The sequence below is a fragment of the Aliivibrio friggae genome, assembly GCF_057368515.1.
Window position 1 is genome coordinate 175,181 of the sequence record NZ_CM170649.1, and the last position, 17,627, is coordinate 192,807.

At 37.3% G+C, this 17,627-nt stretch carries 4 protein-coding genes; 1 reads left to right on the plus strand and 3 read right to left on the minus strand.

Features of this window, described 5'->3' with window-relative positions; translation table 11 throughout:
* Nucleotides 1-3: 3 nt before the first annotated feature.
* Nucleotides 4-14,970 carry an Ig-like domain-containing protein gene (locus AC2INI_RS14460; protein WP_486306195.1) on the minus strand — a complete coding sequence of 4,989 codons (14,967 nt, stop codon included), beginning with the start codon at nucleotides 14,968-14,970 and terminating at the stop codon, nucleotides 4-6.
* 362 nt (nucleotides 14,971-15,332) lie between these two features.
* Between AC2INI_RS14460 and AC2INI_RS14465 the strand changes: the two genes are divergently transcribed.
* The gene (locus AC2INI_RS14465; protein WP_486306196.1) at nucleotides 15,333-15,965 is read left to right on the plus strand and encodes a LuxR C-terminal-related transcriptional regulator; all 633 of its coding nucleotides are present in this window, start codon (nucleotides 15,333-15,335) and stop codon (nucleotides 15,963-15,965) included.
* Between the two features lie 20 nt (nucleotides 15,966-15,985).
* On the opposite strand, the gene AC2INI_RS14470 is transcribed toward AC2INI_RS14465, so the two are convergent.
* Nucleotides 15,986-16,867: a LysR substrate-binding domain-containing protein gene (locus tag AC2INI_RS14470; RefSeq protein WP_486306197.1), complete on the minus strand. Its 882-nt coding sequence runs from the start codon at nucleotides 16,865-16,867 to the stop codon at nucleotides 15,986-15,988.
* A gap of 143 nt (nucleotides 16,868-17,010) precedes the next feature.
* Complete coding sequence (locus tag AC2INI_RS14475) at nucleotides 17,011-17,622, minus strand: response regulator (RefSeq protein ID WP_486306198.1); 612 nt, start codon at nucleotides 17,620-17,622, stop codon at nucleotides 17,011-17,013.
* Nucleotides 17,623-17,627 lie beyond the last annotated feature (5 nt).

Genomic DNA, 17,627 nt, shown 5'->3' on the forward strand with positions numbered 1-17,627 from the left:
ATTTTACCAGTGCATAATTACTTCAACCCTCCTATTAAGAGCTCTACTTGCTTCTGAGTAATTATCAATACGTGGTTTTCTTTCTCCATGGCCTTCTAGGAAAATCCAGTCAGAATTTAAGCCTTTCTCAATAAGATATCGTTTCACATCATTCGCTCTATCTAAAGAAAGTTGATCATTACTTTCACCACTGCCAATAAAATCGGTATGACCACTCAAATAAACAACATATTTTGTTTTAGACAAAGCATTCTTAATCAATTTATCTAATTCTGATAATGCTTCTTCTCCTAACTGACTCTCACCAAAACCATAGTAATCTATAATTAATTTTTCAGTTTCAAGCTCTTTGTCAATACTATGATTATGCACAACATTATAAGTATTATATATTTGGATATCCCCTCCAGTTGGCTCTTCTTCAGAAACTGGTTCTGTAATCGTTTTGTTCTGACTACCAAAATAACGGCCAATATTCATACCAATATTAATCGCATCAGTATCATAATAATTTGCTTCTAAGCGTAAGAACCAAGGTGACTTTCCAGGTCTCAATTGAATTCCACCTCCAACATTCACCTGGATATTATTCTCATCTGAATATTTAATCCGTGAATCACTCGTATCATGCATCATCATACTTGCCCCCAGCTTCCCATAAACATTAATGTATGGGCTGAACTCGGGCTTAAACAAATAAGCCCCAAGCGATACTGAAGGTGCTGAATAACTTATCGTTTCAGTACCAGAATAAACCGATGGTACATTCATTGCTCTGTTATTAATCAACTCAGCATCACCTAATGATATGTAACCAGCTTCAACAAACCACCGTGGTGAAAAGTGGTAGCCAACACCAATGTTCCAACTTGTAGGATTAGAGGCGTCATCGGCATACCAACCTTGGGATTCCTCTTCTGGTTCTAGTGTGCTTACTCCAATACCAGCCAAGCCATACCAACACGATTCAAAGCCACCTTCTTCTGAATACCCACAAGTATTATAAGAAGACGCTCTTGCTGTATTAACGCTTAATATTGATAGCATCACTAAACTTAATACAAACGATGTATTTCGATTACGTACTATTGATAATAAAAGTAAAGAAAGCAGTGAAAGAACCCCAATACTACCACCAGAGCTTGCTGCAGTATTTAAACGATCTAATTGATATGGAAGCATATTGCCTAAACTAGGATCAACAATATATTCATCATAATCACTGTAACCATCATTATCACTATCCTCATCTTGGAAATCGCGAAGACCGTCATTATCAGTATCCAATAAACGAATTTCTGCTCGCTCATCCCCACTCCAATGTCCTGTTGGAGTAACAATATTTGCATCAATTACATCACTAATACCATCAGCATCAATATCTAGCATATTATCTATTTGTCCATCGTGGTTAGCATCAAGCCCTATCAGAGTAGTTACATGACTCATCCCTACCGCTTCAACTAAATCAAAAATTAAATCATTATCAGAATCAAGATCAAAGATATCAGCAGTTCCATCTCCATCACTATCTAACATATTGGTAAATGCACGGTCATCTAAACCATCTTTATTGTTATCGATCATCGTATCAATAACACCATCATGATTAAGATCTAGATGCGGCATCTGCTCTAATAAATCAGAAATACCGTCATTATCAGAATCAAGATCAAGGTGATTTGGAATACCATCACCATCAATATCTAGACTTCCTTCAAGAAGATCAGGAATTGTATCGTTATCATCATCGCGATCTATGCTGTCTTGAATACCATCACCATCAGTATCTGCTCCAGCTAGTGGCGCACTTCCGTACATGTGAACTTGACCATCAACAGGATCCTTTACACCATCGCCATCAACATCCGTAAAGTGATCATCTACCATTCCGTCATGATCGCTATCAATAGGCGTACCATCAGGCATTATTTGAGCAACACCAGAGTCTTTTAGATCAAAGATCCCATCATTATTACTATCTAAATCAATATGATCATATAAGCCATCACCATCAGAATCTAACGGCGCTAACGCAGGAATGCCATTTTCATCCATAATTCCATCCTTATCGTCATCAAGAATACCAGCTTCGATAGAATCAGGGATCCCATCATTATCGCTATCTAAATCTAAATAATCAGGCAGGCCATCTCCATCAAAATCAGAGAAAGTAAGGTTTCTAGATTGAACTCGGCCTCTATTGAACGCATGACTTCTTGTTACTGGTGCCTTATATGCGTTTCCTTTCGCTTCAATATAATCCTTAATACCGTCATTATCTGCATCAGTATCTAAATAATCTAGCAGGCCATCACCATCAAAATCATTAGTTGATTCCACAGCATCTGGAATCGAATCTCCATCAGAATCTTCATCGATATAATCAGGAAGACCATCACCATCAGTATCTATAGGCTGAAAACTGTCATCAATACCATCACCAGTAGTATCATTTCCACCGGTATAATCCACATCAATGGCGTCATCAATACCGTCATTATCTTTATCTTTACCACTTAACTCAGGGAAAGTAACCGAACCTTTAATCTCTTCGCTATCAGGAATACCATCACCATCAGAATCAAGAGAAAGGTAATTTAGCCCATCTTCTAGTGCTGAAGGGATCCCATCACCATCATCATCTGTATCTAAATAGTTAGGTATTCCGTCACCATCGGTATCCATACAAGATGCAATAGAGCTATAACAAGTCCACTCTTCCATGTCTGTTCTGCCGTCCAAATCGCTATCTCGAACTGAAGCCCCAACAACTATCGCAGGACTAAGGCCTGAACTTTGTACTGGCGCTGGTGATGTATAGAAAGCATAAACAAACTCACCATGGTCTAATGATCCACTTGAATTCAAACAACTAAATTCATTTGTAATGTTATTCTTTATTAATGAACTACATACTAAAGAGCCACTGCTTACAACGGTTATGTCACCATTAGAAACTCGCGATTTCCCCTCAAATAATGTTCCGACTGTTTCATCAATAATAGGCGGTGCCATTTCCTTACTTGTATCAATAATATGAGTTAATACTGGTGTATTTGTTTTCCCATCCAATGTTTGAGTAACGTAAATATTTTCATTTGCATTTAGCGGAACGCTAAAATTACATTCCCAACGAGTAATAGGGTCAACATAAGTCATACAGAGATCATCACCTGCGCTATTTCTTACTGTTACTTTTGCTGAGTATTCACCAAAACCTGATACTTTGCTACCAAGGCTAGGAGATACAACTAAAGAATGTAAGTGTGAATCATCTCTAGTATTTACGACAACTTGTGAGCTATTTGATACATTTTCAGCTTTATCTCTTACTGTTGCTTGAATCGTATCGTTAGCATCGAGTTTGCTTGTTGCATGACAAGACCAGAATCCAAATTTAGAAATAGTGACCCCTGGCTCTTCTTTAATAGAACGTGCACACACTTCTTCATTCTTGAAGTTTAATAAAACAATACTTCCATTTGGTTCCCCTCTTCCAGACAAAGGCTCTCCCGCTACAACTGGGAATATTACTGGTGGATTAGGTCTAAAAGTATCAACCATCAGTTCTGAGTCGCTAATATCATCTAATGACTTGTTATTAAAGACATCTATACTATGAGCAGTAATGTCATACACTCCATTAGATAACGCAGTAAAGTTAATTGATGCACCATTACTGTCTACTCCATTCGCGGTATCTAGTACCCATGGAGCAAATCCCTGTGCATCTTTATTTGCTGATGATTGAGTTACAAACGTAACTCCTTCGATCGTAATAAATACCTTATTATCTGCTTCAGCAAGACCAGATAGCGTTGGGTTTCCTTTATTCGTATACAGTTCATCGACTGTCGGAGTTAAAGGTAGAACAGTATCAACATCAAACTCTACCGTAGCTTCTTCTGTATTCTTATTCCTAGCAGGATCACTAAAGCTATCGCTCGATACTGTAACTTTTCCAGTCACCGTGCTATTCGCTTTTGGTGTAAAGATAACGGTATAAACTTTATCTGTGCCAGAAAAACTAGATAATGTACCACCAACAACACTTAAATCACTCTCAGTAAAATCCGTTGACGTTTCACTTAATGTTATAGTGATCGTCGCTGTATCATTCATGCCTAAAGCATTCTTATCAGACTTCATATCAGCCGTTGGTAATACAGTATCAATAATAATATCGACAACATCACCAACTGTATTTGTATTACCCGCCGCATCACTAAAGCTACCAACCGTTGCCGTTACCTTACCTGTAACAATACTGTTTTCAGTTGGTGTAAATACTACCGTATACTTTGAACCAGATCCTGAGAAGCTCGACAAAGCCCCGCCTACCACAGTTAAATCTGATAGAGCAAAGTCCGTCGACGCCTCACTTAATGTCATTGTAATCGTTGCAGTTTCGCCTGCTGCTAAATCAGTTACACTTGTTGTCATATCAATGGTTGGTACAACCGTATCGATAGTAAAATCAATCGAACTTCCAAGCGTATTAACATTCCCCATAGCATCACTGAAACTACTTACTGCAGCTGTCACTTTACCTGTGCCATTATTGCCAACACTAGGAGTAAATACTACGGTATACCCTGTACCAGTACCTGAGAAATTAGATAGCGAACCGCCGATAACACTTAAGTCTGACTCTGCGAAATCCGTCGATGCTTCACTTAGTGTGATCGTAATGGTTGCTGTTTCACCTGTCGCTAATTCAGTTTTATTCGCTGTCATGTCAATAGTCGGAACAACTGTATCAATAGTAAAGTCCACAGAATCACCAACAGCATTATTATTACCCTTAGCATCACTGAAACTATCTTTAGCTACGGTAACTTTACCTGCAACTGCACTATTTGCCGTTGGTGTAAACACTACTGTGTAGCTTGTACCTGAGCCAGTGAACGTTGATAAAGTCCCTCCAGTCACACTCAAGTCTGATAAAGCAAAGTCTGTTGATGTTTCACTTAATGTCACTGTAATCGTTGCAGTTTCACCTGCGGCTAAATCGGTTTCATTCGCAGACATCGTAATCGTTGGTACAACCGTATCAACAGTAAAGTCTATTGAACCTTCAGTTGCATTCTTATTACCAGCAGCGTCTGTAAAACTATCTTTAGCTACCGTTACCTTGCCTGCCGCTACACTGTTTGCCGTTGGTGTAAACACCACCGTATAACTTGTACCTGAGCCAGTTAGAGTAGATAAAGTACCCCCCGTAACACTTAAGTCTGACGCTACAAAATTCGTAGACGCTTCACTTAATGTTATGGTGATTGTCGCTGTATCTCCTACGGCTAAATCCGTAGAGTTTGCTGTCATATTGATCGTTGGTACAACCGTATCGATAGTAAAGTCTACTGAAGCTCCAGCAGCATTCTTATTACCTTTCGCATCACTGAAGCTATCTTTAGCTACCGTTACCTTGCCTGCACCATTACTGCCTGCCGTTGGCGTAAACACCACGGTATAGCTCTTACCTGAGCCAGTGAAAGTCGACAACGTACCACCCGTCACACTCAAGTCTGATAAAGCAAAGTCTGTTGATGTTTCACTTAATGTCACTGTAATCGTTGCAGTTTCACCTGCGGCTAAATCGGTTTCATTCGCAGACATCGTAATCGTCGGTACAACCGTATCAACAGTAAAATCTATTGAAGCTCCCGCGGCATTATTATTGCCCTTAGCATCAGTAAAGCTATCTTTAGCTACCGTTACCTTACCTGCCGCTACACTGTTTGCCGTTGGTGTAAACACCACCGTATAACTTGTACCTGAGCCAGTTAGAGTAGATAAAGTACCACCCGTAACACTTAAGTCTGACGCTACAAAATTCGTAGACACTTCACTTAATGTGATGGTGATTGTCGCTGTGTCTCCTATGGCTAAATCCGTAGAGTTTGCTGTCATACTGATCGTTGGTACAACTGTATCAATAGTAAAGTCTACTGAAGCTCCAGCAGCATTCTTATTACCTTTCGCATCACTGAAACTATCTTTAGCTACCGTTACCTTACCTGCACCATTACTGCCTGCCGTTGGCGTAAACACCACGGTATAGCTTTTACCTGAGCCAGTGAACGTCGACAACGTACCACCCGTCACACTCAAGTCTGATAAAGCAAAGTCGGTGGCTGTTTCGCTTAACGTAATAGTAAGCGTCGACGTTTCACCTGCTGATAAGTCAGTGCTATTCGCAGACATCGTAATCGTCGGTACAACCGTATCAACAGTAAAATCTATTGAAGCTCCCGCGGCATTATTATTGCCCTTAGCATCAGTAAAGCTATCTTTAGCTACCGTTACCTTACCTGCCGCTACACTGTTTGCCGTTGGTGTAAACACCACCGTATAACTTGTACCTGAGCCAGTTAGAATAGATAAAGTACCACCCGTAACACTTAAGTCTGACGCTACAAAATTCGTAGACGCTTCACTTAATGTGATGGTGATTGTCGCTGTGTCTCCTACGGCTAAATCCGTAGAGTTTGCTGTCATACTGATCGTTGGTACAACTGTATCAATAGTAAAGTCTACTGAAGCTCCAGCAGCATTCTTATTACCTTTCGCATCACTGAAACTATCTTTAGCTACCGCTACCTTACCTGCACCATTACTGCCTGCCGTTGGTGTAAACACCACGGTATAGCTTTTACCTGAGCCAGTGAACGTTGATAAAACACCACCAGTCGCACTCAAGTCTGATAAAGCAAAGTCCGTTGCTGTTTCGCTTAACGTAATAGTAAGCGTCGCCGTTTCACCTGCTGATAAGTCAGTGCTATTCGCAGACATCGTAATCGTCGGTACAACCGTATCAACAGTAAAGTCTATTGAAGCTCCCGCGGCATTATTATTGCCCTTAGCATCAGTAAAGCTATCTTTAGCTACCGTTACCTTACCTGCCGCTACACTGTTTGTCGTTGGTGTAAACACCACCGTATAACTTGTACCTGAGCCAGTTAGAGTAGATAAAGTACCACCCGTAACACTTAAGTCTGACGCTACAAAATTCGTAGACGCTTCACTTAATGTGATAGTGATTGTCGCTGTGTCTCCTACGGCTAAATCCGTTGAATTTGCTGTCATACTGATCGTTGGTACAACTGTATCAATAGTAAAGTCTACTGAAGCTCCAGCAGCATTCTTATTACCTTTCGCATCACTGAAACTATCTTTAGCTACCGTTACCTTACCTGCACCATTACTGCCTGCCGTTGGTGTAAACACCACTGTATAGCTTTTACCTGAGCCAGTGAACGTCGATAAAACACCGCCAGTCGCACTCAAGTCTGATAAAGCAAAGTCCGTTGCTGTTTCGCTTAACGTAATAGTAAGCGTCGCCGTTTCACCTGCTGATAAGTCAGTGCTATTCGCAGACATCGTAATCGTCGGTACAACCGTATCAACAGTAAAGTCTATTGATGCTCCAGCCGCATTATTATTACCAACTACATCACTAAATTTATCTTTTTCTACTTTGACTTCACCAGCAGTGGTGCTGTTAGAAGAAGGCGTAAAAGTAACCGTATAGTCTTTTCCCGTTCCTTTAAAGTCACTAAGAGAGCCACCCGTTACACTAAGGTCACTTTTAACAAAGTTAATCGAAGCTTCGCTTAACTTAATAGTAATTAAAGCGGTATCCCCTGTTTTTAAGCTTGTTTTATTCGCAGTCATGTTAATAGTTGGTGTCACTGTATCTAACGTAAAGCTCACAGAATCTCCGACAGCATTTAAATTACCAGCAGTATCCTTAAAACTATTAGCATCAACAGTCACCTTACCAACACCAGAACTACCAGAACTCGGTGTAAATACAACAGTATAACTTTTGCCCGAGCCTTTAAAGTCACTCAAGCTACCACCATTAGCACTCATATCGATTAAAGCAAAATCGGTTGCAGTCTCACTTAATGTTATGGTGATCGTTGCTGTGTCACCGACGGACAAAGTAGACTTATCGGGAGACAAACTAATAGTTGGAGGAACAATATCAACCGTAAAGTTTACTGATTTCTCATCAGCATTTTTATTACCAGCTAAATCGGTAAAGCTATCAGCCTCGACCGTAATACTTTCATTTGTAAGCTGCCCTTTAAGCGGGGTAAATACAACGGTATATTTATTGCCTGACCCTTTAAAATCACTTAATGTTCCGCCTATTACGACTAAATCAGACTTAGTAAAGGTGATAGAATTTTCACTTAAAGTAATGGTAACCGTTGCTGTATCTCCAACGATCAACGTCGTTTTATCAGCAACTAAGCTGACTGTCGGTAAAACAGTGTCAATATTAAAGTTTACAGACGGAGTTACCTTATTCAGGTTTCCTGCTATATCACTAAAACTGTCTTTTCTTATTTCGACAGAACCTATTCCTGTTGCATCATTTGTGGCGGTAAATACAGCAGTATACTTTTTGCCCGTACCTTTAAAGTCACTTAATGTTCCGCCAGTGGCAAGCATATCTAATAATGTAAAGTTGATAGCTGCATCACTTAAAGTAATACTAATATTTGCAGTATCTCCACGAATCAAAGAGTTTTTATCTGCTGTTATTTGTGCTGTTGGCGCTGCAGTATCTATAGTGAAATCCACAAAAGCGCCAGCAACATTACTGTTACCTATACTGTCATGGAAAACACCTGCGGCTGCAGATACCTTGCCCGCTTTAATACTATCAATTGTAGGTGTAAATACAGCGGTATAGTCTTTATCTGAACCTTTAAAATCGCTTAACGTACCACCTACTACAGTTAAATCATTTTCAATAAAATCCGTTGCTGCTTTATTTAAATGAATGGTAATTTTCGCCGTTTCTCCTGCTATTAATACGCTTTTATCTGCTCTCATACTAATAGTTGGTATTACCGTATCAGTAGTAAATTCTATCTCTTCAACAGCTGTATTATTGTTCCCAATAGGATCAGTAAAACTGTTAGCATTTACAGTAATAGTACCTGTACCTGTACTGCCTGTTGTCGGAGTAAATAGAACCGAGTATGTTTTATCTTTACCTGTGAAATTACTTAACGTACCACCACTAACTTTTAAGTCTGTTTGTTTAAAGTCAGTTGCAATTTCACTTAATTTAATACTTACTGTCGCACTTTCACCAGACGACAATGAGCTTTTAGTTGAACTCATTGTTATTGTTGGTGCTACAGTATCAACCGTATAGCTTACTGATGCTCCAGCAGCATTAAGGTTACCCGCCTTATCACTAAAAGCGTTAGCTGCTACAGTAACAGAGCCTGCAGTTGTACTATTAGCTGTAGGGGTAAATACAACACTATAATCTTTATCTTTACCCGTAAACTTACTTAACGTACCACCGGTAACAGTCAAATCATTTTGAACAAAGTTTATTGAATCTTCATTTAAACTAATGGTAATAGTTGAAGTATCACCAGACCCTACACTACTCTTATCCGCACTCATCATAATAGTGGGGATCACTGTATCAATGGTAAAATCAACCTTGTCGCCAGTTTTATTCTTGTTACCCGCCGCATCGCTAAAATGGTCGGCAGTAACAGAAACGACTCCACTACCGAGAGTGTTTGCTGACGGTGTAAAAACAACACTATAATTTTTATCTTTTCCAGTAAAGCTACTTAAAGTCCCGCCAGATACACTCAGATCCACTAAAGCAAAATCGGTAGCAGCTTCACTTAATACAATAGTAATTGTCGCAGTGTCGCCCACAACTAATTGAGTTTTATTCGCAGTCATGCTTATCGTTGGGGCTAAAGTATCAATAACAAAGTCAATTGAATCTCCTGCTGCATTACTATTACCAGAAGGATCATTAAAGCTTTTAGCTGCAACAGAAATCTTACCCGTCGCTCCATTTGCCGAAGCGGTAGGAGTATAGACAGCAGTATAGCTCTTCCCTGAGCCACTAAAGCTACTGATAGTACCACCAACGATAGTTATGTCACTTTGAACAAAATCCGTTGCTGACTCACTTAGAGCAAAAGAAAGTGTGGCCGTTTCACCGACAGCAAGCTTAGTTTTATTTGCTGCAATACTAATTGTTGGTGCTTCTGTATCAATAGTAAAGCCTAAGGTCTCCTCAACCGTATTGAAGTTTCCTAATAAATCATCAAAACTCTTTTGTCCAACCTTTACACTACCTGCACCAGTACTTCCTTTGGCTGGAGTATAAACAACAGTATAAACTTTACCGGTTCCAGTAATTGTACCTAATGCACCACCTTTCACGGTAAGGCCTATAGGATAAAAGTCTTCAATTTCTTCACTAAAGGTCGCAGTAATTGTTGCGGTATCACCAATAATTAGATTTTGTTTATCTGCTGTCAGTTTTAAAGTCGGCAATATAGTATCAATGGTTAGATCCAAGCTCTTACCTGTAGTATTGCTGTTACCAGAGGCATCAGTAAAACTACTTGCTGACACTGAAACCTTACCTGCAGCAACGCTGTTAATTTTTGGTGTAAATACGACAGTATAAACCTTGCCAGTACCTTTAAAATCACTAATTGAACCACCAATAATTACCAAATCGTCTTTAGTAAAGTCAGTTGACGCTTCACTTAAGTTAATCGTAATTGTTGCTGTACTTCCCGCGATCAATTCGCTTTTATCTGTTGTCAGAGAAGAAACAGAAGGCGCTGCAGTATCAATAGAAAACGATACTGAATCTCCAGCAGCATTATTATTTCCTGATGGGTCAGTAAAACGATTTGCAGAAACAGTAATACTTCCAGAACTAGTACTGCCCGGTGTTGGGGTGTAGAGTGCCGTATAGTTTTTATCACTTCCTTTAAAGTCACTTAATACACCACCAACAACGGTAAAATCACTTTTCGTTAGATCGGTTGCTGCCTCACTCAAAACAATAGTAATTGCTGCTGTTTCACCTTGCTTTAACGTACTCTTGTCTGCAGTCAAATTTATTGTCGGGACTAAAGTGTCAACCGTAAAGTTAATCGTTTTTGCCAAAGCATTCTTATTACCAAGAGCATCACTAAAACTACTTGCTGCAACGGTAACACTACCTGCTTTTGTGCTATTTACTGTTGGTGTGAAAACAACTGAATACTTTTTATCTTTTCCTGTAAATCCACTTAAAGATCCCCCTACAACACTTAGATCGTTTTGTGTAAAATCTATTGTTTTTTCGTTCAAATCAAAAGTAACAGTAAGCGTTTCCCCTGCAATTACTTTGCTTTTATCGCCACTTAAACTAACCGTTGGACCAGCAGTATCAATGTTAATATCTAATGAAGTCGCTGCTAGGTTTTTATTACCAAGTGCATCACTAAAGCTGCTTGCAGATACTGTAATGACACCCGTTCCAACACTATTTGCTTTTGGTGTAAATACAACAGTATAAGTTTTATCTTTACCTTTAAGATCACTTAATGTGCCATTGGTCGCTTGTAAATCCCCCAATGCAAAGTCTGTAGCGTTCTCACTTAATTTAATCGTAATTGTTGCGGTATTTCCTGAAGATAATGGATCTTTATCAGAATCTAAATCCGTTACTGTCGGGCGTAACGTATCAACGGTAAAATCAATTGATGCACCCGTTTTATTACTGTTACCTGCAGCATCATTAAAAGCAGCTGCCGTTATATTTACATTTCCAGCAGTAGTGCTATCTACTGTAGGTGTAAATACAACAGTATAGTCTTTCCCTGAACCTTTAAAATCACTAAGCTTACCGCCAGATACTTTTAGATCAGCTAGAACAAAATCTGTCGCAGCCTCACTTAAAGTAATTGAAATCGTTGTTGTCTCACCTGCAAGTAATGTGTCTTCTTTAGAGGTTAAGCTCACCGTTGGTGTTACTGTGTCAACTGTAAAATTAACCACATCTCCAACCGCATTAGTATTCCCTGATGCGTCACTAAACTTACTGGCAGCTACTATTACTTTACCTGCAACAACACTGTTTTCTGTAGGAGTAAATAGCACTGTATAAGCTTTATCTTTACCCGTAAAACTACTTAATGTACCACCGACAACAGTTAAATCAGCTAAGACAAAATCAGTTGCAATTTCACTTAATGCTATTGTAATAGTCGCTGTCTCACCGTTCTTTAAGCTCGTTTTGTTTGGCGTTAATGTAATCGTTGGTGCAACAGTATCAACAGTAAAGTTAACTACATCCCCAACCGCATTTATATTACCTGACGCATCACTAAACTTACTTGCGCCTACCGTTACTTTACCTGCAATAATACTATTAGCCGTTGGAGTGAAAACAACAGTGTATGCTTTACCAGAACCTTTAAAGTCACTTAACGTACCCCCAACAACATCTAAATCACCCAACGCAAAATTCGTTGAGTTTTCACTTAATGTAATCGTAATCGTTGCTTTTTCACCAACAGTTAAAGCTGTTTTATTTGCACTTAAGTCAATAGTAGGGATAGTAGTATCTATTGTTAAACTTTCTTCTGTAAGAACTTCATTGGCATTACCCATTGCATCATGAAAACTGCTTGCCGCGATAGAAACCTTACCGGCAGCAACACTATTCGCTTTTGGAGTAAATAAAACGGTATAACTAGTACCGGTGCCTTTAAAATCACTTAACGTACCGCCAGTAACTGTTAAATCACTTTTAGCAAAGTCAGCCGCACTTTCGCTTAATGTAATCGTTAATGTTGTCGTTTCCCCCGCAATTAAAGACGTAGAAGCTGCAGAAATTGAAACTGTAGGTGGAAGCGTGTCTATTGAAAGAGATAATGTATTTGAAGCGGTATTTAAATTACTTGCAGGATCAGAAAACTTATCAACAGGTATAGTAACTGAACCTGCAATAGAGCTATTTACCGTTGGAGTAAATACAACAGTATAAGCTTGATCTTTTCCTTTAAAATCACTTAATGTACCGCCTGCTACCGTAAAGTCGGTAATAGCTAAATCAGTAGTGACCTCACTTACAGCAATAGATAATGTCGCTGTATCCCCTTTCTTTAGAGAGGCTTTATTTGTAGTTATCGTGGCTGTTGGTTTTAGCACATCAGTAAATTCAACCGCTAATGTCGTTGTTGCTAATGTATTATTCTGAACATAACCACCATCAACTTTCGCTGTTACATTGCCTAATTGAGTCGTTGTTTCTGTAGTAGACAAAGTAACACTATAAGTGCCGTCTTTATTATCTGTTACCGACGATAGTTTAATTAACGGATTATCAATTAAAATCTCTACAACATCACCAGATTTACCTACAAACTTATCGTTTTCAGTTTTAGCTGTTACAGTTGCTTTTATTACTTGAGTTGTTGGTGTTTTAGATTTATCTACAGCTAAAAGTGACGTAAGCGGATCTGTCGGGTAACGGTTTAATGAGTAATGATTGTTTTCCTCTAATGTACCACCAGAAAGTGTAGCTACATCTGGAATTGTTGTAGTAAGACCATCACCAAATACGTTATTAACTGAGAATTTAGTAATCTTATTTACTTTTAATTTACCAGTAAGATCTTTTGCTTCTTCTCGAACCGTATATGTACCTTCAAGCCTATTTAATCTCAATTTTACAATAGAACGACGGTCTATTTGATTATCGCCATCAAAACCTCTAAAGGTTCCCATAACAAGTAAACCACCATCACTTAATAACTTTAAACCATGAACATCACTATATCCGTAATCAAACGAGCCAGTGCCTAATACATCCATAATATTTTGGTTTAAAGTCCCATCGTCGAGGTTAAATACGGCTAAACTACCATTTCCTAATGCAGCTGGCCAACCATTATGCGCACCAATGAATAACTTACGCTCAATAATTATAAAAGCATCAGCAGCATATCCCGCTTGAATACCTGTTGCTTTCCACTTAGTATTAAAGCTACCGTCATCTTTTAATACAGCAAAATCACGATTAGAAGAGCCTACGAGATTGGAACCAGAGAATGCAACTCCTTCCATAGCATAGCCAGGCAAAACTTGTACGCCAGAAACAAGCGTAGCACTTGTCACTGCACTTAAAAAAGATTCATCAACCGAACCATCAAGTTTTAATTTCCATATAGGGCGATAAGTATTTGCTCCCTTATATTTAAGTAATATGTCATAACCAACAACAAATAAGCGGTCATCAGTCAAATCAGCTGTATCATTTGTATCAATCGCTAAGGATTTTACATATTCATAACCTACATTAGTATTATTCAATATAGGAAAAGAAAAAGACGTATTAATAGTGCCATCTAAATTTAAACTAACGACTCTATTATAAGTTTGACCTGATACGCGACTAAAGTTACCTGCAATATAAAGTTTACTATTGTGCTCAACTATTGGGTCTGGTGATTGAACAACACGCGCCTTTTGACCAATCATACCGTTAAATGTTACTTGAGTATTATTCGCTGTCAAATTATCCATAAAATCAGTATCAATAGTAAAATCACTATTAAGTTGAACTAAATAGTCATAACTTCCTTCACCATCGTAGTTAACAAATTCACCAGCAACAATTATTTTCCCTTGTGATGTTTCATGTACTCCAGTAACTTCTGCACCAAAACTAAAAGTTTTCTTAACTTTGCCATCAATATCAACAAGTACTAAGTTTCTAGTCGAGGTTCCTTCATAAGACGTAAAACTACCTCCTAATAGTACATCACCACTTGAAAGATTTTCTGCTGTCCATATACCGGTGTTATCATTAGGAGTGTTTGTATTAGCTGTATTGGAAACACCAAATGACTTATCAACAATATCACCTGTCGACATATCTAAATCAAGTGTTGTAAATGTTGAGTCAGGGCCAGTATCAAGCTCAATCGTCATTGATGATGGAGAGGTAGCATTAGAAGGAGAGATAAAGGAATCAAACTCTGCAACTATGTTTAGCTTGTCTCCTTCAAGGTACATATCATCATTATCTAATCCATAAATTGCTTCCAGCTTTGGTGCTGCAGCAGAAGAAATAGTTGAAAAAAGAAAAAACGCACAGAATAGTACAAATCTCACCAATGACATCCTCATAAATTATTACCCTAAATATACTATTTACAAATAGTACTAAGTTTGAACTATGAAATATGTCAGCTAAAGGAGGCAAATGAAGTAGGGAGCTTCCTACATAAATTTATTTTTTAAACAAATAAATTCATTAAAAACAAAAAAACGAGCAATAGAGCCTCCTTAAGTAATTGATATTAAAGAAAATAAAATAAAATAAAAAACATTACTAATGAATTATAAATAACTCATAAGCAATGCATAACGCCTCCATCTTTCCCATTTGGAAAGTTCCGCTTTCCTACAAAAACCAAAAAATATAAATATAATGAATCTCAAGGCAAGAAAGGATATGTCAAAAGGATGCGTTTATGACAAAAACTACAAATAATAGGTTATTTATGTTTACAACTAAAAAAATTAACGCATTAATATTAGATACATTCCCAATAGTTGTTGAATCAATTACAAATGAACTAAAGAAAAAAGATAGCATTGGTGAAATTTATTATACAAGCTCAATGCATAAAGCAGTAGATACAATAAAAAACAACGATATAAGTTTTGTAATATTAGATATTAAGCAAGATAAATTTAACGGGTTAGATTTAATAAAAAGAATAAGAAAAAACGACTATAACGGTATAATACTTGTCATGTCTAGCTATGGATACGAATTATATTCAGATTCAGCAAGAAAACTTGGAGCTAATGGTTATATATCGAAAAAAGAATCTATCGAACTAATTAACGATGCAATCACAAATGTACTGCGTGGTTATACTATCTTTAAACAGAGTCAACCATCGAAAAGTGAAATCGATTTATCAACTCGTGAAATAACAGTTTTGAACTATTTATTAAGAGGATATACAAACAAACAAATATCAGAGTTTCTATCATTAAGTTCGAAAACTATAAGCACTTATAAATCTAGAATCCTAGATAAATATAATGTCACATCATTAATTGAATTAGTTAAAATTAATGATGTGCTAATATAAAAAATCGGTGTAATAGATAATTATTTTATTACACCTTTTATTAATTCTTTTAATTTAACCTGAAGTGGGTGTCCTCTATTTAATAGTTTTATACAGGACACTAACGAAATATCAACTTGTAGCTCTTCTGGTATTTCTATAACCTTTAGTCCTACGGCTGTTAGGAGCCTTTTAAGACCAACAACAGCCATTCCCTCTTCTGAAACCAAAGCCATTGCCGTGTCAAAACTGTCTGTATTTACCTTATAGTCCAATGCTATACCATTCTTTAGACAATGCTCAACAAAATAGCGCCTAGAGTGATGTGAATCATTAATTTTAAAAAATATATGAGGAGCTAGAGATGCTTCTTTCCACGTATTAATTGGGTTATCAGGTGAAACACCAACAACCATTGATGTATTAATCAATTTTGATTGATAAATATCTTTTTTACGCTCTCCATGTATAAAATGGACACCAATATCAATCTTACCGTCTAAAATATTTTGCTCTGTTGAATCAGTCCATAATTCTAATGAAATAAAAGAGTTAGGGAACTCTTTATTGATTGCTTTATAAATTTCATAAGAATAAATTGAGATTATACTAGACTGAAGAGCCACGCGGATAGTTTTAGTGTAGTTAGTTAACGATAGATTTCCATTATTAAACACAGCACCATCAATGACATTTAAGCCTTCTTCTAAACTTGGTAACAATAAAACTAAGGCAGGGGTCGGCTCCAATCCTTCCCTTGTTCTAACGAACAATTGATCCCCAATTTGAGCTCTTAGCTTAGATAAATACTTACTGATAGTTCCTTCTGTTTTGTCTAAAATCAATGCTACTTTTTTTAAACTTCGATGCTTATTAAGTAATAATAGTACTTTTAATAAACTATAATCTAAGTCCTTATTCATTCAATCCCTATGATTTGCTGTAGAATCAGGACGAAATCATATACTAAAGGGCAAGCTGAATCTAGCTCAGCTTGAGCTATTGATTGAGCTGTCAATGAATTGAGACAGCTCAATTATATAAAGGAGTACTAGTTACGCATTAACTAAACTGAAGATTCATTTATTTTTATTAAGTCAACAATATTATTGACTTTATACTTATCAAAAATACGTCGTTTATAAGTACTAATTGTCTTAGTACTTAAAGATAACATTTTTGCAATTTCAATATTTGTACGACCTTGAATTAAGTAATTAAAAACAATTGTTTCTCGGTTAGATAATGTTATTTTTGATCTAAATTTACCTGAGTTATCATTAAATTTAAAAAAGGCATAGCCATTCATTATTCCTTCTAATGATTCTTTAATTAAGCTCATATTCTCAGACTTACAAATATAGCCATTAGCACCTAAATTAAATGCTGTATTTGAATATAGTTGACTATCATTTGCAGATATAAATAATACTTTCCCTTTATAACCATGGGCCTTTATTCTACGATAAAAATCAAACCCATCATTATCACCAAGATTAACATCTAAGATTAATAAATCAATCGACGCTACTTTCAGTATATCCAATGCTTTTTTATTATCAGTAGATATTAATACTTTGTTTACGAAACTTATCGATGAAACTAAATTCTGTATTGCTGCGCATACTAGAGGATGGTCATCTAAAATCAAAATATTAATACTATTATTTAAGATCATTATAA